Origin of the sequence: Pedobacter indicus, from assembly GCF_003449035.1 — a bacterium.
Lineage (GTDB): Bacteria > Bacteroidota > Bacteroidia > Sphingobacteriales > Sphingobacteriaceae > Albibacterium > Albibacterium indicum.
The window spans coordinates 2,245,837-2,263,382 of the sequence record NZ_QRGB01000001.1 but is presented as its reverse complement, the minus strand read 5'-3'; the positions used below and the strand labels follow the sequence as shown (position 1 = coordinate 2,263,382).

General features: G+C 40.7%; 16 protein-coding genes and 1 tRNA gene. 7 read left to right on the top strand and 10 right to left on the bottom strand.

Annotated features, from left to right (window positions below; all coding sequences use genetic code 11):
• Positions 1-11: 11 nt before the first annotated feature.
• Positions 12-1,406, bottom strand: a complete 1,395-nt coding sequence (locus D3P12_RS10035; protein ID WP_118195126.1) for a nucleotide sugar dehydrogenase — start codon at positions 1,404-1,406, stop codon at positions 12-14.
• 90 nt (positions 1,407-1,496) lie between these two features.
• On the opposite strand from D3P12_RS10035, the gene D3P12_RS10030 reads away from it, so the two are divergent.
• Positions 1,497-1,579 (top strand) — tRNA-Leu (locus D3P12_RS10030).
• A 391-nt stretch (positions 1,580-1,970) separates the two neighbouring features.
• Here D3P12_RS10030 and D3P12_RS10025 read toward each other — a convergent pair.
• Genes D3P12_RS10025 through D3P12_RS10015 form a run of 3 tightly spaced genes read right to left on the bottom strand, consistent with a single transcriptional unit; the run spans position 1,971 to position 6,072 of the window.
• Entirely contained in the window at positions 1,971-3,524 is a 1,554-nt protein-coding gene (locus tag D3P12_RS10025) for a sulfatase family protein (protein ID WP_118195124.1), read from the bottom strand.
• A gap of 33 nt (positions 3,525-3,557) precedes the next feature.
• A complete protein-coding gene (locus tag D3P12_RS10020; RefSeq protein WP_118195122.1) occupies positions 3,558-4,835 on the bottom strand; it encodes a M16 family metallopeptidase in 1,278 nt (425 codons plus the stop codon).
• Positions 4,828-6,072 carry a M16 family metallopeptidase gene (locus D3P12_RS10015; RefSeq protein ID WP_118195120.1) on the bottom strand — a complete coding sequence of 415 codons (1,245 nt, stop codon included), beginning with the start codon at positions 6,070-6,072 and terminating at the stop codon, positions 4,828-4,830. The genes D3P12_RS10020 and D3P12_RS10015 overlap by 8 nt, the downstream gene beginning before the upstream one ends.
• 100 nt (positions 6,073-6,172) lie before the next feature.
• Between D3P12_RS10015 and D3P12_RS10010 the strand changes: the two genes are divergently transcribed.
• Positions 6,173-8,155 carry an alpha-ketoacid dehydrogenase subunit alpha/beta gene (locus tag D3P12_RS10010; RefSeq protein ID WP_245977427.1) on the top strand — a complete coding sequence of 661 codons (1,983 nt, stop codon included), beginning with the start codon at positions 6,173-6,175 and terminating at the stop codon, positions 8,153-8,155.
• Between the two features lie 13 nt (positions 8,156-8,168).
• Here D3P12_RS10010 and D3P12_RS10005 read toward each other — a convergent pair whose 3' ends face one another.
• Entirely contained in the window at positions 8,169-9,590 is a 1,422-nt protein-coding gene (locus tag D3P12_RS10005) for an ATP-dependent DNA helicase (protein WP_118197065.1), read from the bottom strand.
• A 56-nt stretch (positions 9,591-9,646) separates the two neighbouring features.
• Between D3P12_RS10005 and D3P12_RS10000 the strand changes: the two genes are divergently transcribed.
• The 3 genes from D3P12_RS10000 to coaD are packed head-to-tail and all read left to right on the top strand — an operon-like array spanning position 9,647 to position 11,456.
• Positions 9,647-10,459, top strand: a complete 813-nt coding sequence (locus D3P12_RS10000) for a DUF3822 family protein (protein WP_118195118.1) — start codon at positions 9,647-9,649, stop codon at positions 10,457-10,459.
• On the top strand, positions 10,435-10,971 hold the full coding sequence (rsmD, locus tag D3P12_RS09995; protein WP_118195116.1) for a 16S rRNA (guanine(966)-N(2))-methyltransferase RsmD: 537 nt from the start codon (positions 10,435-10,437) through the stop codon (positions 10,969-10,971). Before D3P12_RS10000 ends, rsmD begins: the two co-directional genes overlap by 25 nt.
• A 14-nt stretch (positions 10,972-10,985) precedes the next feature.
• On the top strand, positions 10,986-11,456 hold the full coding sequence (gene coaD, locus D3P12_RS09990) for a pantetheine-phosphate adenylyltransferase (RefSeq protein WP_118195114.1): 471 nt from the start codon (positions 10,986-10,988) through the stop codon (positions 11,454-11,456).
• On the opposite strand, the gene D3P12_RS09985 is transcribed toward coaD, so the two are convergent.
• Entirely contained in the window at positions 11,437-12,045 is a 609-nt protein-coding gene (locus D3P12_RS09985; RefSeq protein ID WP_245977426.1) for an NUDIX hydrolase, read from the bottom strand. The genes coaD and D3P12_RS09985 overlap by 20 nt on opposite strands.
• A gap of 22 nt (positions 12,046-12,067) precedes the next feature.
• Between D3P12_RS09985 and pyrE the strand changes: the two genes are divergently transcribed.
• Positions 12,068-12,730: an orotate phosphoribosyltransferase gene (gene pyrE / locus D3P12_RS09980; RefSeq protein WP_118195110.1), complete on the top strand. Its 663-nt coding sequence runs from the start codon at positions 12,068-12,070 to the stop codon at positions 12,728-12,730.
• Between the two features lie 27 nt (positions 12,731-12,757).
• On the top strand, positions 12,758-13,150 hold the full coding sequence (locus D3P12_RS09975; protein WP_118195109.1) for an SRPBCC family protein: 393 nt from the start codon (positions 12,758-12,760) through the stop codon (positions 13,148-13,150).
• On the opposite strand, the gene D3P12_RS09970 is transcribed toward D3P12_RS09975, so the two are convergent.
• From D3P12_RS09970 to D3P12_RS09955, 4 genes are read right to left on the bottom strand one after another with little or no spacing between them, the layout of a single operon-like run.
• Positions 13,133-13,729 (bottom strand): Maf family protein, encoded by a 597-nt coding sequence (locus D3P12_RS09970; RefSeq protein WP_118195107.1) that lies wholly within the window; start codon positions 13,727-13,729, stop codon positions 13,133-13,135. The genes D3P12_RS09975 and D3P12_RS09970 overlap by 18 nt on opposite strands.
• 3 nt (positions 13,730-13,732) lie before the next feature.
• Entirely contained in the window at positions 13,733-14,254 is a 522-nt protein-coding gene (locus D3P12_RS09965; RefSeq protein ID WP_118195105.1) for a KdsC family phosphatase, read from the bottom strand.
• A gap of 1 nt (position 14,255) precedes the next feature.
• Positions 14,256-15,038: a Rossmann-like and DUF2520 domain-containing protein gene (locus D3P12_RS09960; protein ID WP_118195103.1), complete on the bottom strand. Its 783-nt coding sequence runs from the start codon at positions 15,036-15,038 to the stop codon at positions 14,256-14,258.
• A 9-nt stretch (positions 15,039-15,047) separates the two neighbouring features.
• On the bottom strand, positions 15,048-17,498 hold the full coding sequence (locus D3P12_RS09955) for a heme lyase CcmF/NrfE family subunit (RefSeq protein ID WP_118195101.1): 2,451 nt from the start codon (positions 17,496-17,498) through the stop codon (positions 15,048-15,050).
• Positions 17,499-17,546: the final 48 nt, after the last annotated feature.

Genomic DNA, 17,546 nt, shown 5'->3' with positions numbered 1-17,546 from the left:
CAGTCATGAGTCTATCGAACACCGATAGACTCATATACAAAACCAATTTCTTTTAGCTTCGCTGCATCCAAAAGATTGCGGCCATCAAATACAAAAGCGGGCTTTTTCATGCTGTCAAATATTCGCTTCCAATCATAGGTATTAAATTCATCCCATTCAGTTAAAATAGCAATAGCATGTGCATCGCGACAAACTTCATAAGGATCAGATCCAACCTGTACCAGACTTCTGTTTTCTTCGGGAGAGCGTGTTTTCAAATAATCTAAATCTGCATAAACCGTATCTGAACTGACTTTCGGATCCAATACGGCTAACTCAGCCTGTTCATGTAGTAAAATATCGGCTACGTAAATAGCTGCAGATTCACGCGTATCATTCGTATCTTTCTTAAACGCCCAACCTAAAAAAGCAATTTTCTTACCCGACACCGTATTATAAAGTGTCCGGATAATATTATGTGCAAATCGGGTCTTTTGATGATCATTCATTATGATAACTTGTTCCCAATAGTCAGCAACTTCATTCAGCCCATATGACTTGGCTATGTAAACTAGGTTTAAAATGTCCTTCTGAAAACACGACCCGCCAAAACCAACCGATGCCTGTAAAAACTTATTGCCGATCCGACTGTCCATCCCGATGGACCGCGCAACTTCGGTTACATCAGCTCCGGTAACTTCGCATAATTCTGATATTGCATTGATCGAAGAAACACGTTGTGCTAAAAACGCATTAGCAGTTAGTTTTGATAATTCAGACGACCAGACATTTGTAGTCAGAATTTTCTCTCGCGGAATCCATGCAGCGTAAATATCGACCAACGCATCGATCGCCTTCTGTCCTTCTTCATCATGGTCTCCACCAATCAGCACACGATCAGGATTCTCCAGATCACGAATAGCTGTTCCTTCGGCCAAGAATTCCGGGTTAGATAATATTTGATATTGGACACCGTTTCCAGTATGATCCAGGATGCTCTTGATTGTCTGAGCTGTACGTACGGGCAAGGTTGATTTTTCAATCACAATTTTATCGGTCTTAGCGACCTTTGCGATTTGACGCGCGCACAGTTCAATATATTTTAGGTCAGAAGCCATCCCTTTGCCCTTACCATAGGTTTTTGTGGGCGTGTTAACAGATATAAAGATCATCTCTGCATCAAGTATAGCCTGATCCACATTTGTAGAGAAGAATAGATTCTTGTCTCTCGCCTCTGCAACGATATCACTTAGTCCTGGTTCATAAATTGGTATGTTGTTAACATCCGGGTCATTCCACGCAGCGATGCGTTCCGCATTCATATCAACAACCGTTATTTTAATATGCGGATTGTGTTTAGCGATAACTGCCATTGTTGGGCCACCAACGTAGCCGGCTCCGATGCAACAAATATTGGTAATCTTCATTCTTTCGTTTAAGCTTTATTTAAATTCAAAATAGTGACAAATAAGTATAATAATTCTATATGAAATGATATATTTGCAGTCCTATTACCTACCCGGGTGGCGAAATTGGTAGACGCACCATCTTGAGGGGGTGGCGCCCTAAGGGCGTGGCAGTTCGAATCTGCTCCCGGGTACTCTTCATTCCTATTTTTGTCTTATTACCAGTCATTTACAAAATTTTTCATTGTTTTTAATCACAGTATAACACCCACTAGATTGATAATCGACTTTAAATATTCTTTCCATTTAATGCCAAAGATATTATTTTCTGTCATGTTCAAGCAATACCGATTAATAGGTAAATTACCTCAAAGTGCAAGACACTACCAGAAAAACACAAGTGATTTAAAATAAATATAGCCTCGGATAGAGGCCATATTTATGTTTCAAATTAAGTATAGCTTAAAGCACCAGTAAAAAATGGGTTAAAAATTTTGATTTGGTTCAATAAACTAATATCAAAAGTACGCGCTTTTCACTAACCTTCCATACCTATTAATAGTTATTTTGAAAGTTTTCTCTTTTTTAGTCAATTTTTTGAGCCATAACCTGTGCTGCTTCGGTATCTTCATACTGCTCAATAAGCTTCCCTAATTCTTTCTTTAGTTTAGCAGTAATTTTTTCATAACCAGGCTTGCCATAGAGATTCTCCATTTCATTAGCATCTTTAGTCAAGTCAAATAGCTCCCAGCTTTCTACTCGTTTATAAAAGCGGATCAGCTTATAACGCTTCGTACGGATACCAAAATGAGGAGAGACCGAATGCTCTCCATTTTCATAGTAATGATAGAACATCGCATCTCTTCCTGTTGCCGACTTTTTACTTAAAACGGGTAAGAACGACTCACCTTGAACGTCGTCTGGAATCTCTACGTTCGCAACATCTAGCAAGGTCGGTGCAATGTCCAGGTTCATGATAAAATCGTCCGACACCGTTCCGGGTTTAATTACTCCCGGATAACGAACAAACATCGGTGTTCTAAACGATTCTTCATACATGAAGCGTTTATCAAACCATCCGTGCTCCCCTAAGTAGAAACCCTGATCGGACAGGTAGATTACCACGGTATTGTCCGTTAAATCATTTTCATCCAGATAATCCAATACCCGTCCCACATTTCGGTCTAACGAAGCTGCGGTGGCTAGATAGTCTTTCATGTAACGTTGGTATTTCCATTCAACCAGCTCCCTACCCTGTAGATTCCGCTGCTTCAGATCAGCCTCTATCGGTCCGTAGAACTCCTGATACTTCTTTCGTTGCTCAGGAGTCATCCGATTAACCGTTCCCTCATTCTCTACCCCTGTCAGCATTTTCAAATCATAACCCATGATCATAGTTTTAGCTATCGTCATGTCTTGCACTTTGGCCGCTTCTCTCCCTTCATAACCATCGTAGAAGTTGTGAGGAAGAGGAAAGGTAACATTTTCGAACATGTCTAGATCACCGGTATCCGGCATCCATGTTCGATGCGTCGCTTTATGACCCACCACCAAACAGAATGGCTTAGACGCGTCCCTTTCATTCAGCCAACCTTCGGTCAGATCAGAGATAATATCCGATACGTATCCTTCATAATGCGCGCGAGTTCCATCCATCTTCAAAAAATCAGGGTTAAAGTAGCTCCCTTGTCCGGGAAGGATTTCCCAGTAATCAAAGCCTTGCGGCTTGTTACCTAAATGTTGCTTACCAATCCATGCAGTCTCATATCCGACTTCTTGCAACCTTTTTACAAACAGATCCTGCCCATGATCAAAAACCGAAGTCTCATTATCTTTGAAGCCGTTCTTATGGCTGTATTTACCCGTTAACAACACCGCCCGGCTAGGATCACAAATAGAATTGGTAACATAGGCTCTGTTCAGCAACGCACCCCCTTTGGCTAAGCGGTCCATATTGGGTGTTTGCATCAGCTGACTTCCATAAGCACTTATCGCCTGGAACGCATGATCATCCGATATAATAATTACAATATTTGGTCGGTCGCTATTGTTTTTCTGCTGTGCCAATACTGGTAAAAATAGCAACAACAGGATAGCCAGGCTCAGACTTTTTACTACGCTGGTAAAAAATTTATTCATATCATTCACGGTTAGTCTATTTCTATATTAAAATTATACTCTTCCAACAAGAACCTGGGTCATTTTATCAAAATCCAGATAAGTATTTGCAAGCGATAGAACATCTTCTGGAGTCATCCCATTGACTTGTTCTGTATAATAATCGTAATAGTCTAGCGAAAGACCTGAGAAATATACTTGTCTAAATTTATCTGCATGTGAAAATACATCATTTACGCTACCCAGCAAAGATCCCAATAAGTAGTTTTTTACAAGGCTCAGCTCTTCGGTAGAAACTGCCTCTTGTTGTAACCGACCCATTTCATATTCAATCTCTTTCAATGTCGGAGAGGTAAACTCTGCCCCCACCTCTGTCGCTATTATCCAGTAAGCCGCCTTCTGCAAAGATACCAAATGAGAACCGATCCCATAGGTATAGCCCTTATCTTCACGGATATTAGCCATAAGCCTTGAGCCGAAAAACCCACCTAGAAGAGCATTTACAACTTGCAAAGAAGGAAAGTCAGGGTGGTCTCTTCCTATACTTAGCTTACCAAGTCGAATTGCCGTCTGTAATGCCTTTTCCCGTTGTACGACGATCTTATCAGTCGTTTCCCGTACTTCGATTACAGAGTCATTCACTTTAGATAATTCCTTCGCATGCCATTGCTTTTCAAGACTTTGAATCAGGTAATCTGCAACCGGGCCCGCTACCTTGCCAGAAAGAAAGATAGTGCAATCGGACGGATGGATCTGATCCTCAAAAAGCGAGACTAGGTCTGTCCGTTGCAAAGCATCATAGTCTTCTTCCTCAGCCTTAACTCCGTAAATACTTTTTCCAAATAGTGCATGGTTCAGCTCCCGTCTTGCTACGACATCATTTTTTTTCAACGAAATCTTAAGTCCCTGCTTCGCATTTCTACAGTAAGTATTGAGTTCCTGTTGAGGAAAAGCTGCGTTATTCAGAATATCAATAACGATAGGCAATACCTTGTCCAGATGTTTACTAATTGTGATCAGGTTAAGGCTAATATGATCATAACTAAACTCAGGGTAAAGAAAAGCACCGTAATAATCAATTGATTCAGCGATTACCGCACTCGAATGTTTTGCTGTGCCCTCCATCAAATTTGCACTTAATGCTGCATGAAGAACTGGTTTATCTTTTTGGAAACTTCGATTATTGAATACCCATTGTATTCTCACCAGATCTTGCTCTCCTGCTGAAAAGACGAAAAGTTTAGCACCGTTGCTTAGCTTAAAAGATTCTGGAGAAAGAATATTTATATTCTCTATTGGGTGAAAAACGGGAGGATTTATTCTATTAAGCATGCTCTTGTGATAAATAGATTAATGTAGATGAATTTTCTTTTCTAAACAGTTCGGAACTGACACGTTTTATGTCATCCAGACTGACTGATAAATAGCGATCCAACTCTGTATTGATCATCTCTGCATCTCCCAACAGCTCATAATAAGCTAAATTCATCGCTTTATTCAAAATGGACATTTCTGAAAATGCCATGGTCGATTCAATTTTGTTCTTAACCTTCTCCAGTTCATAATCCAGTACATCTTCATCCGCCATAATCTTCAGTTCCTTCCAAATGGCAGTCTCGGCGGTATCAATATCAATACCGGGCAAGGGTTTTCCTTCAACAATAAACAAGCCTCTGTCTATGCTTCCTAAAATATACGCGTTAATCTCGCTAAACAATTCTTGCTCTTTTAGCAATCGCCGATACAATCGGGATGATGAACCCCGCGACAGGAGATCTGATATAAGGTCAGCAACGTAGTAATCAGGGTCATGATGATCACACATTTGAAAAGCAATATAAAGACTATCGCTTGGCACTTCCGCCATTACAACCTCTCTTCTTGGTTCTGTCTGCTCCGGTTCTGCAGGAAGATTTCTGATGTATTTGTTGCCAGGGTCAATTGGTTCAAACCATTTTTCAGCTAAAGTTCGAACCTCTGTTGTAGTTACATTGCCGGCAACAACTAAGATCGCATTTTGCGGTGTATAATGTTTGGCAAAGAAAGCTTTTACATCTTCAATTTTAGCATTTTCGATATGAGATAATTCTTTGCCTATTGTGGCCCATTGGTAGGGATGAACGTGGTAGGCTAACGGACGTAACTTTAACCAGACATCGCCGTAGGGTTGGTTAAGGTACCGTTGCTTAAACTCTTCACAAACAACATTTTTCTGAACCTCTAAACTCTTCTCACCAAATGCCAAACTCAGCATCCGGTCGCTCTCCAGCCAAAAAGCGGTTTCCAGGTTTAAAGCCGGAAGCGTAAGGTAGTAGTTCGTAATGTCATTGCTGGTGAACGCGTTATTTTCTCCACCTACCATTTGCAAAGGACGATCGTATTCAGGGATATTAATTGATCCGCCAAACATCAAGTGTTCAAAAAGATGAGCAAAACCAGTTTGATCCGGGTCTTCATCTCGCGCTCCGACATCATACAATATATTGACAACAGCCATGGGGGTAGAAGGGTCTTCGTGAACCAATACCCGTAGTCCATTTTTTAGTTCGAAACGCTCGTATTTTACCATATTTCTTATCTTTTGTTCAAAGGAATAGCGACAAATTTAATTAAATAAAGAAAACAATAGGAGATTTCGTAAATTAACCAAAACTATTTATACCTAAACTATGATGGACTTTGACAGTTACGCTTTGAGTCAAGAAGAACAAATAGCACTATATCAAGCGCTTGTGTTTCCTCGCTTATTTGAAGAGCGTATGCTGACTTTGTTAAAACAGGGAAAACTCGGGAAATGGTTTTCTGGTATCGGTCAAGAAGCTGTCGCTGTTGGAGCAACACTGGCAATGCAGGACGATGAATACATCTTGCCAATGCACAGAAATTTAGGAGTTTTTACCGGCAGAAATATCAATCTCGTACAACTACTCGATCAGTTTCAGGGTAAGTATTCAGGATTTACGAAAGGGCGTGACAGATCCTTTCACTTCGGGTCACAGCAATTGAAAATCGTGGGGATGATCTCGCACCTTGGTCCACAGTTAGCAGTAGCTGACGGTATCGCCCTAGGTCATAAACTCGACAGAGAAGCAAAATGTGTGTTGGTTTTCACAGGTGAGGGCGGTACCAGTGAAGGGGACTTCCATGAAGCATTAAATGTTGCTGCTGTGTGGGACTTACCTGTAATCTTCCTGATCGAAAACAATGGCTATGCCCTATCTACACCTACACATGAACAATACAGGTGTAAGAATCTAGTAGACAAAGGAGTAGGCTACGGCATTGAAGCAATAAAAATTGATGGAAACAATATCCTTGAAGTGTATTCAACGATAAGTGAGAAGGCTAGGGAAATTAGAAACCATGCCCGCCCAATTATTATTGAATGCAAAACATTCCGCATGAGGGGTCATGAAGAAGCATCCGGAACGAAGTACATTGCAGAAGAAGAGTTTAAACAATGGGCCGAGAAGGATCCGGTCACCAATTTCGAAAACTATCTCTTGCAGCGGAAAATAATTACACAAGAAGATGTCGACCAGACTCGCGAACGATTCAAACAGGAAATCGAAACTGCGATCCATCAAAGTTTCTCGCATTCTGTTGAGCCTATCGACCCTTCAATGGAACTACAGGATATGTACGCTCCATTTCAGCCTAGCGCGACAACTCCTCCATCTGATAAAATGTCTGATCTTCGCTATATTGATGCAATTTCAGATGCATTGCGATCAGCAATGAGACGATACGACAAGTTGGTCATGATGGGGCAAGATATAGCGCGTTATGGGGGCGCGTTTAAAGTAAGTGAGCATTTTGTTGATGAGTTCGGACAAGAACGCATTCGAAATACCCCACTTTGTGAATCTGCAATAATTGGCTCAGCATTAGGATTATCTATTAAAGAATATAAATCAATAATTGAAATGCAGTTTGCTGATTTCGTAAGCATGGGTTTTAATCAGATCGTTAACAATCTGGCCAAGTCCCATTACCGCTGGGGACAAAATGCCGATGTTGTGATCCGAATGCCTACGGGTGCGGGCACAGGTGCCGGACCGTTTCATTCTCAATCGACTGAAGCCTGGTTTATGAAGACACCCGGACTTAAGGTGGTTTACCCTGCTTTTCCATATGATGCGAAAGGGCTGCTGTTATCGGCAATCGAAGACCCGAACCCTGTAATTTACTTTGAACATAAATACCTGTATCGTAAAATTCATCAACAGATACCGGACGATTATTATATCATATCGATCGGAAAAGCATCATGTCTTCAGGAAGGGCAAGACGTATGCATCATCACCTATGGACTCGGTGTACATTGGGCTTTGGATTATCTAGATGATCACCAAGAGATATCGGCCACTTTGATCGATTTAAGGAGTATTTTACCATGGGATAAGCAATTGGTTGAAGAAGCGGTTAAGAAAACCGGTCGCGTATTAATTTTACATGAAGACACGCTGGTTGCTGGAATTGGAGCAGAAATAGCAGCCTACATCTCAGAGAATTGCTTTGAATATTTAGATGCACCCATCATGCGCTGTGCGAGTCTGGATACCGCCGTGCCGATGAACAAGACTCTGGAAGAACATTTTTTAGCGAAAAGCAAATTGGCTGAAGTAATGAAAAAGCTACTTGCGTATTAAGCGCATAATCCGGCTATTTTTCAAAAAATTGGTCCGAAAAGTTAAGTAGAAACAGTTCATGCGTAGCGCGCGTACAGGCTGTATAAAGCCAACGCAAAAATTCCGTATCGATCATTTCTTCGGTCAGGAAACCTTGATCCACAAATACCGCAGCCCATTGCCCACCTTGCGCCTTATGACAAGTTACCGCCATAGCAAACTTAATTTGCAATGCATTGTAATATGGGTCTTCTTTCAATGCCTGTATCCGTTCTTTTTTGCTTGATAAGTGTTCGTAATCATGCATTACGGCTTCAAAAAGTTTATTCAGGTCGTCACGACCTAGATTGGGACTATCTGAATACAAGGTATCCAATAGTACCCGGCAGCTCAAGGGTTCATGATGAGTCGAATCGATAAATTCCAGCGTCACATCAGCAAAGCGAAATCCATGCTGTTCATGAATATTCCCAACACGTCGCACCTTTGCCATATCTCCATTGGCTATAAAGCTTTGATTCTCTTCACCATCCGTCCAAAAGTAATTGTTTCGGACAATCATAATATAATCACCACCCGTTAACTCTTCTTCCCTGTAAAGAACCCTGTTGCGGATATTCTGATTGTATAGGTTCGCATTTTTATTGGAACGGCAGATAACAAGTGTCTCCTCCATACCATATTTATTATAGGCATACTCCAGACCCTCGATCAGCTTCTCCCCCGTCATCCTATAAATATCCTTAAAGCCTTTCACATCTAACTGCGGAAAACCAATCGTAGATTCTTGATCTGTCGCATGCAGTATCTGATCACGTACGGTCGTAGCATTATGGAGAATACCAGATTCCTTTTGCTGTCGGACCACTTCACGGAGTTCAACCCCGAATACTTCTAGGTTAAATAAAGTGGCCAGTACCTTAAAGGACAATGCCGGACTTTCGACTAATTTAACTGGTGGAAGCTGAGCCGTATCGCCCACCAGCATCAACCGGCAGTTTTCGCCACTATAGACATATTCAATAAGATCTTCCAGTAAACTCTGTCGGGAAAAAGCCATACGCTCATTGGAGATCATTGACGCCTCGTCAACGATGAAAACAGTATTTGTATGCTTATTTTCTGCTAAATCAAAATCCATATCAGGCGTTCCGGCAACCCGTTTTCTATAAATCTTCTTATGGATCGTAAAAGCAGCTTTTCGTGAATAAGATGTGATAACCTTAGCCGCTCTCCCCGTTGGGGCCAGCAATACCGTGCGCATTTTCAGTTGTGGCAAAGCTCGGACAAGTGTACTGATTATGGTCGTCTTCCCAGTACCGGCATAGCCTTTTAAAACATAAGCAGAAAATGTCTCGCTCGAACTTAAAAATTCTGCAAACCGCCTAAAAGCCTTCTTTTGGTCTTCAGTCGGATTCCCCGGGAAATATTGATCAAAAAATTCAGCCTTAACCACGTCCAAAGTTATGAAAAGGTTTGTCAAATCGAATTGAAAAGCTATTTTTGTTCAGAATGGAAAGACAAATTGGAATACAGGAAACCGAAAAATTTGTTACGGAAAACAGCTTGGCGTGCAAGCTGTTTATCCACCAAGCAAGTCAAATTTGCCAAATTGCGGTCGTTGATACAGAAAATAAGATACGCTTATTACGAGAGTCTCCTACAGAACAGGCCTTTAAAGAGAATACGGAAATCTTGAGTCTCCGCTTTCATAGCACCTTTCTCCTTGTATTCCCTAAAAAGATCTTTCTCTTGCCCAGGGAACTTCAAGAGGGAGATCACTATCCGACGGTTGCGGATATGAACGATATCGACCCTGACCAAGTTTACACATCGGTCGTATCAAGCCAACAATGTGTAGCTAACTTTATCCCGCGTGATGAATATCAGTTTTGGATATCCACGTTGAAGGACATCGATCTGATCCCTACCACTACAATAATCATCAATGAGTTAAGCAACTTAAAAGTCAAGTACAAAGCACTCGTGGGTATCAATTTCTTTCAAGATGCCTTTGAGATTATTTTATTAGAAGATAATACCCTTCGTTTTCACAATGTGTTTAAGGCCACAACGCCTGATGAGTTTAATTTCTTCTTACTGACTACATTTAGTAAATTAAATATTATCCCGTCTATTACTCAATTCTATTTATGGGGTATTGAAGACGAAAACAGTGTGTATTATAGAAAATTAGAAAAGTATACAAGGAATATTTCATTACTCAAGGCCACATCAGAAATGTCGGATATCGACCTTTGTAATTTTTCCGATGTAAACTTATTAACGGGAGCCATTGAATGCGAATCATATCAGGTTACTTAAGAGGCAGAAAAATAAATCCACCCAAAGGATTGCCGGTCAGACCCACTACTGATATGGCTAAGGAAGCTCTTTTTAATGTTTTAACAAATAGATTTCACTTCGAAAAGATTCGGGTTCTTGATCTGTTTACTGGGACAGGAAGTATTGCGTTGGAGTTTATATCAAGAGGTGTAGACAATTTGGTGGCGGTTGACCAAAACAATCGCTGCATCGGTTTCTTAAATGAAATGGCTGACAAATTTAAACTCACCAACCTACGTGTTGTCCGAGATAATGTTTTTAAATTTATAGGAAGAAAACACGAAGCTTTTGACATCATCTTTGCAGACCCTCCATACGACATGGCTAAACTTGAAGAAATGCCAAAGATGATTTTAGAAAGCGGCCTTTTAAAAGAGCATGGATATTTTATTTTAGAACATCCGTCATATATGGATTTTGAAAATGAGGCTTATTTTATGGAAAAACGAAAATATGGACAAACAGCCTTTTCATTTTTCCAGGCACCCTAAAAATTTTTATAGCTATGAGTAAGATTGCCATCTTCCCTGGTTCGTTCGATCCTATCACCAATGCACATGTCGATATCATCGAGCGAGCCCTTCCCTTGTTTGATAAAATCTATATAGCCATTGGGGTGAACAGCTCGAAAAAGGCTTATATCGATTTAGAAATAAGAAAGGAAATCATCCAAAATATCTTTCAAGATGAAGGTGACAAAATTGCTATTGATAGCTATAAGGGATTAACGGTTGACTACTGCAAAAAAGTCGGCGCTCATTTTATATTAAGAGGTATGCGCAGTGTGCGAGATTTCGAATTTGAACAGCCAATATCGCAAAACAACCAGCTATTAAATGATCAAATACAAACGATATTTTTAATCAGCAGTCCGGGTTATTCACATATCAGCTCTACAATCGTCCGTGACATCCATTCCAATGGTGGCGACTTGCGCAAGCTTGTTCCCTCTCAAGTTATTGATCAGTTAAAGTAACGTGCGGAAATAAATCCAAGACCATCTCTTTGATTAAGGGATAGGTGTTTGATAATAATGAAGCAAAGTCTTCCGGTTTAACCCAAAGAGCCTGTTGTATATCTTCTTCCTTTTGTGGAATTAAATCTGGAACTCCAGCTACTGACATGTGGTACCAATTCGTTTTTTTGATAATAAAGTCACCCCGAAGGATGTATACATGGTAGGTAGACCTAATTTTCTCACCCAGTTTATCTACCGTAACACCACATTCCTCCTCCACTTCCCTTACCGCTGTTTCAGCCATTTTTTCATCCGGTTCAACCTTACCTTTTGGCAAATCCCATTTCCCCAATCGCTCTATAAAAAGGTATTCAGCGTTGGCATTCTTTACCAAGCCACCAGCCGCTCCAATAACTTTAACGGACGCTTTAATTTGCTTAAAACAGGCCTCAGGATGCTTCACACGCAGTAAAAACGCACTATTAATCCCATTTTCAACAATATCTTGAAAAAGCTTTCGTATGTCAAAATATTGACTATCAATCGCTTGCAAGGTACCGGGTATTTTTTCGTTAAAATCAGTGACAAACAACACCGATTCGTTCATATAAATTTTATAGATTTGTGCCATGAATCACATGAGTGAGATTGAACAAAAAATCGCTGAATTTCTATTGCAAATAAAAGCAATAAAACTGGAACCAACGAATCCTTTTACTTGGGCGTCTGGCCTTAAATCACCTATTTATTGCGACAACAGAATTACTTTGTCTTATCCAACCATCAGAACCTATATCCGTCAGAAGTTCTCCGAGGTTATTCACGAAGAGATCGGCTCGATTGACATGATCTCAGGTGTAGCAACAGCCGGAATACCACAAGGTGTACTGGTTGCTCAAGACCTTGGTCTGCCCTTCACTTATGTTCGTTCAAATGCAAAAGGACATGGAAGACAAAATCTGATTGAAGGTGAAGTTGTCGACGGCCAACGTGTAGTAGTTATCGAAGATTTGGTTTCAACTGGCAAAAGTAGTCTAGCGGCTGTCCAGGCATTGCGTGATGCAGGGTGCAATGTCGTTGCTCTTTTATCAATCTTTTCATACAATTTACCAGTAGCGGAGGAGAATTTTAAAAATGCAAAGTGCCGTTTCATCAGTTTATCCAATTACGATGCATTAGTTCGATACGCAGCACAAAACCAATTCATCAATGAAAATGAAAAATCCCTATTGGATAGTTGGCGATTGGATCCTGAAAAATGGAGTGAGGAACAAAGCGAAAAGTCCGAATAGCATAAACTAGAAGGTTGGTACCAACGAATGACATCCTTTATAAGTAATATAAAAATTGACAAATCTGTAGAAGATGTCTACAGGTTTTTGGAAGATTGTAATAATCACGAACAATTACAGCCTGAAAATATCTATAATTGGACATCTACCCGAGATGAAGCTCATTTTACCATTCAAAACATGGCCAAGCTTTCATTAAAGATAAAAGAAAGAGTAGTCAATCAATCCGTTGAATTTATACCTTCAGACAAAGCTCCATTTGATTTGTTTTTAAAATGGACAATTCGTGATGAAGGAGGAACCAGCGACGTAAAACTTGAGTTAGGTGCAGACCTGAATATGATGATGAAAATGATGGCATCCGGCCCTCTTCAAAAATTGGTAGACTTTCAGACAAAAAAATTAGCCGAAGTTCTGTAAAAAGGATTTAATTTCATGATAAACCCGAGCGGTAGGTAAGCCAACCACATTGGTATAGGATCCTTCTATCTTATCAACCCCAATCATCCCAATCCATTCTTGGATACCATAGGCACCAGCTTTATCAAAAGGTTGATAGTTCGCTATATAATATTCAATTTCTGAATCGGTCAACTCCTTAAAATGCACAATGGTTTTTTCAAAAAAGGAGAAGATTTTTGTTCGATGTAAAAGCGCCACGCCTGTAATCACCTCATGATGTCGAGCAGACAACCTTTCTAGCATCTTTTTAGCATCCTGATGATCTTTCGGCTTACCAAAAATATCATCATCAATCGCTACAACCGTATCAGCCGCTATTAACAGCTCTGAGCTGACCTGATCAATAAATGCGTTTGCCTTCTTTTCTGCTATATAAACGGCAACAGCTTCCGGTCGGAAACTATTAGGGTAAGACTCATCAATATCTTTCGACTTCACATCGAAATCTATTCCCAACTGACCGAGCAACTCTTTTCGTCGCGGAGAATTTGATGCTAATATTACTTTAACTGTTGAAAGATATTGATTCAGTTCCATAGGTTATTTACTTTTTACCGTAGTATCCTCACCCCAGTTGTCTTGCAGTTTTAACACTTTTTCGATCACATCCCGCACAGCGCCCCGCCCGCCAGAGAAGCTCGATATATAATGGGAAACAGCCTTAATTTCTTCGACGGCATCCGCTGGAGAACATGCAAGCATCACCTCTTCCATGACCTTTAGATCCGGGATATCATCTCCCATAAATAGCAAGTCGTCAATTTTCAACCCCTGTGCATCGATCCATCGATGAAGCACTTCAACTTTATCTTGTACATCCAAAAAGACATCTTGTACACCCAACCCTTTCAACCGCAACTCGACACCCCTTGACTTTCCGCCCGTAATAACAGCTACCGGATAACCTCTTTTCACAGCCAACTGTAATGCATATCCATCTTTGATATAGAAACTACGCAATTGTTCACCCTGATCGGTGACAAGGACTTCCCCATTCGTTAGTACGCCATCAACATCAAAAACAAAAGCCTTTACTTTCTTAAATTGATCGAATAGTTCCATATTATTTTGAGGTTGATAAAGCCAATAATCGGTCACTAAATAATTTATAAACTTCTTGCCATTCGTTTCGATCTTCTAGAAACGTCAGGTGTTCTTTTATAATAGATACATCTCCGCGTATAGCGGGGCCTGTCTGCACTTCTTTCGGATTGTGTGCCTGAATCTTATCTGCAGTCTCCTTGATGAGTGGCCGGATTAAATCAAAATCTAATTGATGATCCTCCAACAGTTCTTGAGCTATAGCGTAGAGGTAGTTCGTATAATTGCAGGCGAATACTGCTGCGATATGCAGAGATTTGCGCTGATCAGATGTAGCCTCTTCCACCCGATCAGATAACTTGGAGGCTATTTTCTTTAGAAACTCTAATACTTCGTTGTTAGAGGCTTCCACTAGCAAAGGGATCGCTTTAAAATCGATAGGTTTGCTTTTAGAAAATGTCTGTAAGGGATAAAACACTCCATGATTCTCAAGAAAACCCTCAAAAACATGGATTGATGTTGTTCCTGATGTATGAACCCAAAGCCCTTTTGACGCATCAACCAGTTTGCTCATGTCTTTTACAAGCGTTGGTATGGCATCATCAACTACCGAGATAATATAGAGATCCGCTCCACGGTCTAAATCGTTCAAGCTATCCGTATAATCTGCTTGAAAACGATCAGCCAGCAATTTGGCGTTCGACCTACTTCTGCTCCAAACCTGAGATATATTGTACCCGGCATGGTCTAGTGCTGCACTCAAATGAGTAGCCACATTACCACTGCCTAGTAGGACAATATTCATATCTCAATATTATTTGATCTCCCTATTCCTTCTAAAGATAGACATAATGAAACCAATTGTCATAATGATCGTTCCTGCCCAAAAGAAATTAATATAGGGGAACTCGATAGCCTTCATAACAATCCATTTACGTTCTTCGGGTGGACGCTGATAAACCATGAGCTCCAGTTTATTTTCATCCGGTTTTATATTTGTAAAACGGAATTTAAGGCCTTGCTCATTAACATCTTTAGCAAAATCATAAACCCGGCCATCTTTTATCAGATAAATCGGCTCTGCAGTATATTGTTGATCGTTATTCCCGTAAACTTCCAATGTCATACCTACAGCGATATCTTCATCTGCTACAGGGATATTTTGAATCGTCGCATTCCGATTCACCTCTTTAACGACGATATAACCACTACGGTAGCGCAAGGTATCCCCAATATTCACCTCATAAGTTGCAGGCTCTTCATATCCCTCATAAGGTGAATGCCCTTCATGGTCTTCATGAGAGCCTTCATTTAACAAAGCCTCGATCTTCGGCGCTGCGGTAACAATCGTATAAATATCCTTTGTCAAATAGTGTCGCGTACTCGGTGTACCCACCAGTCCCATATCAGGGTTTTGCTGAGCTCGAGGGGTTAGCTGGAACCTTTCTTTCACATTTCCATCCTCATCTTTCCGAACATAGTTTACTTTATAATATACATCTACGCCTTTCACGCTATCACCCACGTAGGTTATCGTGTAATCGCCCATCTGAATAGGCTCATCGATATACATAAATAAGTTGTCACCCGGAGTTTCCACCTCATCAAACCCTTCAACTGCGATTACTCCTGAACTGTTTTTTGATATAACTCGTTCGGTAGCAGCGGCAACTAAAGCACCAATAAGCAATAAAGCAAAACCTATATGCGCAACGGCTGACCCTGCTAATCTCCATTTACCCTTGAATGCATCACCTAAAACTTTCGCATTTGTGACAATTGAGAATACCGCTGCGAAAGTCAACAAGATATACATAAAATTCGTGTGAACTCCTGTTACGTATAGTACGATGGCGGTAACGATAATCGCAACGATCGCGGAACTCAAAAGACTTCTATAAAAAGCTTTTACATTCGTTTTTTTGAACTTCATGAACTGCGCAATGGCTGAGAGAATCGCAATCACCACTGCAAATGGTACTTGCCATTTATTATAATGTGCTATTGGATCAGCAGGAGGTGCTACCTTTGTCCCGAATACAGCATTGAACACCGGGATCGAAGTACTTGCAATAATTTGCACACAAGCTACCAGAAGAACCATTGAACCGATAAATAACCAAAACTCGCGCGAGTAAGTCTCTTCATCTTTTTTCGTAATCGGCAACTCTTTCCAACGTGCAATCAGCACCCATACCATCAATCCAAAAAAGATCAGATTGAACAGAACCAGCTGCCAGAACATTCCCAAATCCGTAAACGAGTGTACGGACGTTTCGCCAAGTATACCACTTCGTGTTAGGAACGAAGCGTAGATTACCAGCACAAAACTAATCATCACAAGCAAGGACGCAGTAAAATAAGAATGTCCTGAACTCTTATATGCAATAAGCACGTGTACCGCAGCAATCAACGTAAACCAAGGTATAATCGATGCATTTTCTACAGGGTCCCATGCCCAGAAACCTCCGAAGTTTAAGGCTTCGTAAGCCCAAAAAGATCCCATAATAATACCCGCTCCCAGAATCATCACTGCAAAAAGTGACCAAGGTAAAGCCGGCTTAATCCATTCATTATACCGGCGCTGCCATAAACCAGCAAAGCCATAAGCGAATGGAACAATCATCGAAGCAAAGCCCAAGAACAGTGTTGGCGGGTGGATAGTCATCCAGTAATTCTGCAAGAGAGGGTTCAAGCCTCTGCCATCAACCACCATCTTTAAGTAATCAGGACGTGAAAATACGGGTCCGTCTATTGCATCCCTTAATAAAATGAAAGGAGAACTTCCTACACGTTCGCCAAATACTTCAATTCCAAGAAGCATAGAGGCCAAAATAACCTGACACAACATCACAGTGGTCATAACCGAGGTTTCCCAACTCTTGGCCTTAAAAACCAAAATGGCGCCTAGCAAAGCCTGCCAAAACATCCAAAGCCAGAAACTACCTTCCTGCCCTTCCCAGAAACTCGAAATGATATAATGAACGGGAAGCTTGGTCGACGAATGTGCCCAAGCGTAATGATATTCAAATAGATGGTTGTAGATAATGTAATAAAGACATGAGCCGATGCCCAGGACCGAAACTAAATTGACCCAAAAAGAGATTCTTCCTATTTTCTTCCAAGCTGCCGAAGATTCATCTTTATTTATCGTAGCACATAGATAACTAATGAATGATAGCAGAGCTGCTCCAAATGATAAAACGATAAAGAACTGACCCAATTTTCCGGGCAATAGGCTCTCACCTATGTAATTTATATCCATTAATAAAATAATAAATGTTTTAGTATTTGCTAAAATTTACTGCTGAGG

Bases quoted from the DNA above. Each gene is read 5' to 3' on its own strand.
- D3P12_RS10035 (WP_118195126.1), bottom strand. From the start codon at position 1,406: ATGAAGATTACCAATATTTGTTGCATCGGAGCCGGCTACGTTGGTGGC.
- D3P12_RS10025 (WP_118195124.1), bottom strand. From the start codon at position 3,524: ATGAATAAATTTTTTACCAGCGTAGTAAAAAGTCTGAGCCTGGCTATC.
- D3P12_RS10020 (WP_118195122.1), bottom strand. From the start codon at position 4,835: ATGCTTAATAGAATAAATCCTCCCGTTTTTCACCCAATAGAGAATATA.
- D3P12_RS10015 (WP_118195120.1), bottom strand. From the start codon at position 6,072: ATGGTAAAATACGAGCGTTTCGAACTAAAAAATGGACTACGGGTATTG.
- D3P12_RS10010 (WP_245977427.1), top strand. From the start codon at position 6,173: ATGATGGACTTTGACAGTTACGCTTTGAGTCAAGAAGAACAAATAGCA.
- D3P12_RS10000 (WP_118195118.1), top strand. From the start codon at position 9,647: ATGGAAAGACAAATTGGAATACAGGAAACCGAAAAATTTGTTACGGAA.
- rsmD (WP_118195116.1), top strand. From the start codon at position 10,435: ATGCGAATCATATCAGGTTACTTAAGAGGCAGAAAAATAAATCCACCC.
- coaD (WP_118195114.1), top strand. From the start codon at position 10,986: ATGAGTAAGATTGCCATCTTCCCTGGTTCGTTCGATCCTATCACCAAT.
- D3P12_RS09985 (WP_245977426.1), bottom strand. From the start codon at position 12,045: ATGAACGAATCGGTGTTGTTTGTCACTGATTTTAACGAAAAAATACCC.
- pyrE (WP_118195110.1), top strand. From the start codon at position 12,068: ATGAATCACATGAGTGAGATTGAACAAAAAATCGCTGAATTTCTATTG.
- D3P12_RS09975 (WP_118195109.1), top strand. From the start codon at position 12,758: ATGACATCCTTTATAAGTAATATAAAAATTGACAAATCTGTAGAAGAT.
- D3P12_RS09970 (WP_118195107.1), bottom strand. From the start codon at position 13,729: ATGGAACTGAATCAATATCTTTCAACAGTTAAAGTAATATTAGCATCA.
- D3P12_RS09965 (WP_118195105.1), bottom strand. From the start codon at position 14,254: ATGGAACTATTCGATCAATTTAAGAAAGTAAAGGCTTTTGTTTTTGAT.
- D3P12_RS09960 (WP_118195103.1), bottom strand. From the start codon at position 15,038: ATGAATATTGTCCTACTAGGCAGTGGTAATGTGGCTACTCATTTGAGT.
- D3P12_RS09955 (WP_118195101.1), bottom strand. From the start codon at position 17,498: ATGGATATAAATTACATAGGTGAGAGCCTATTGCCCGGAAAATTGGGT.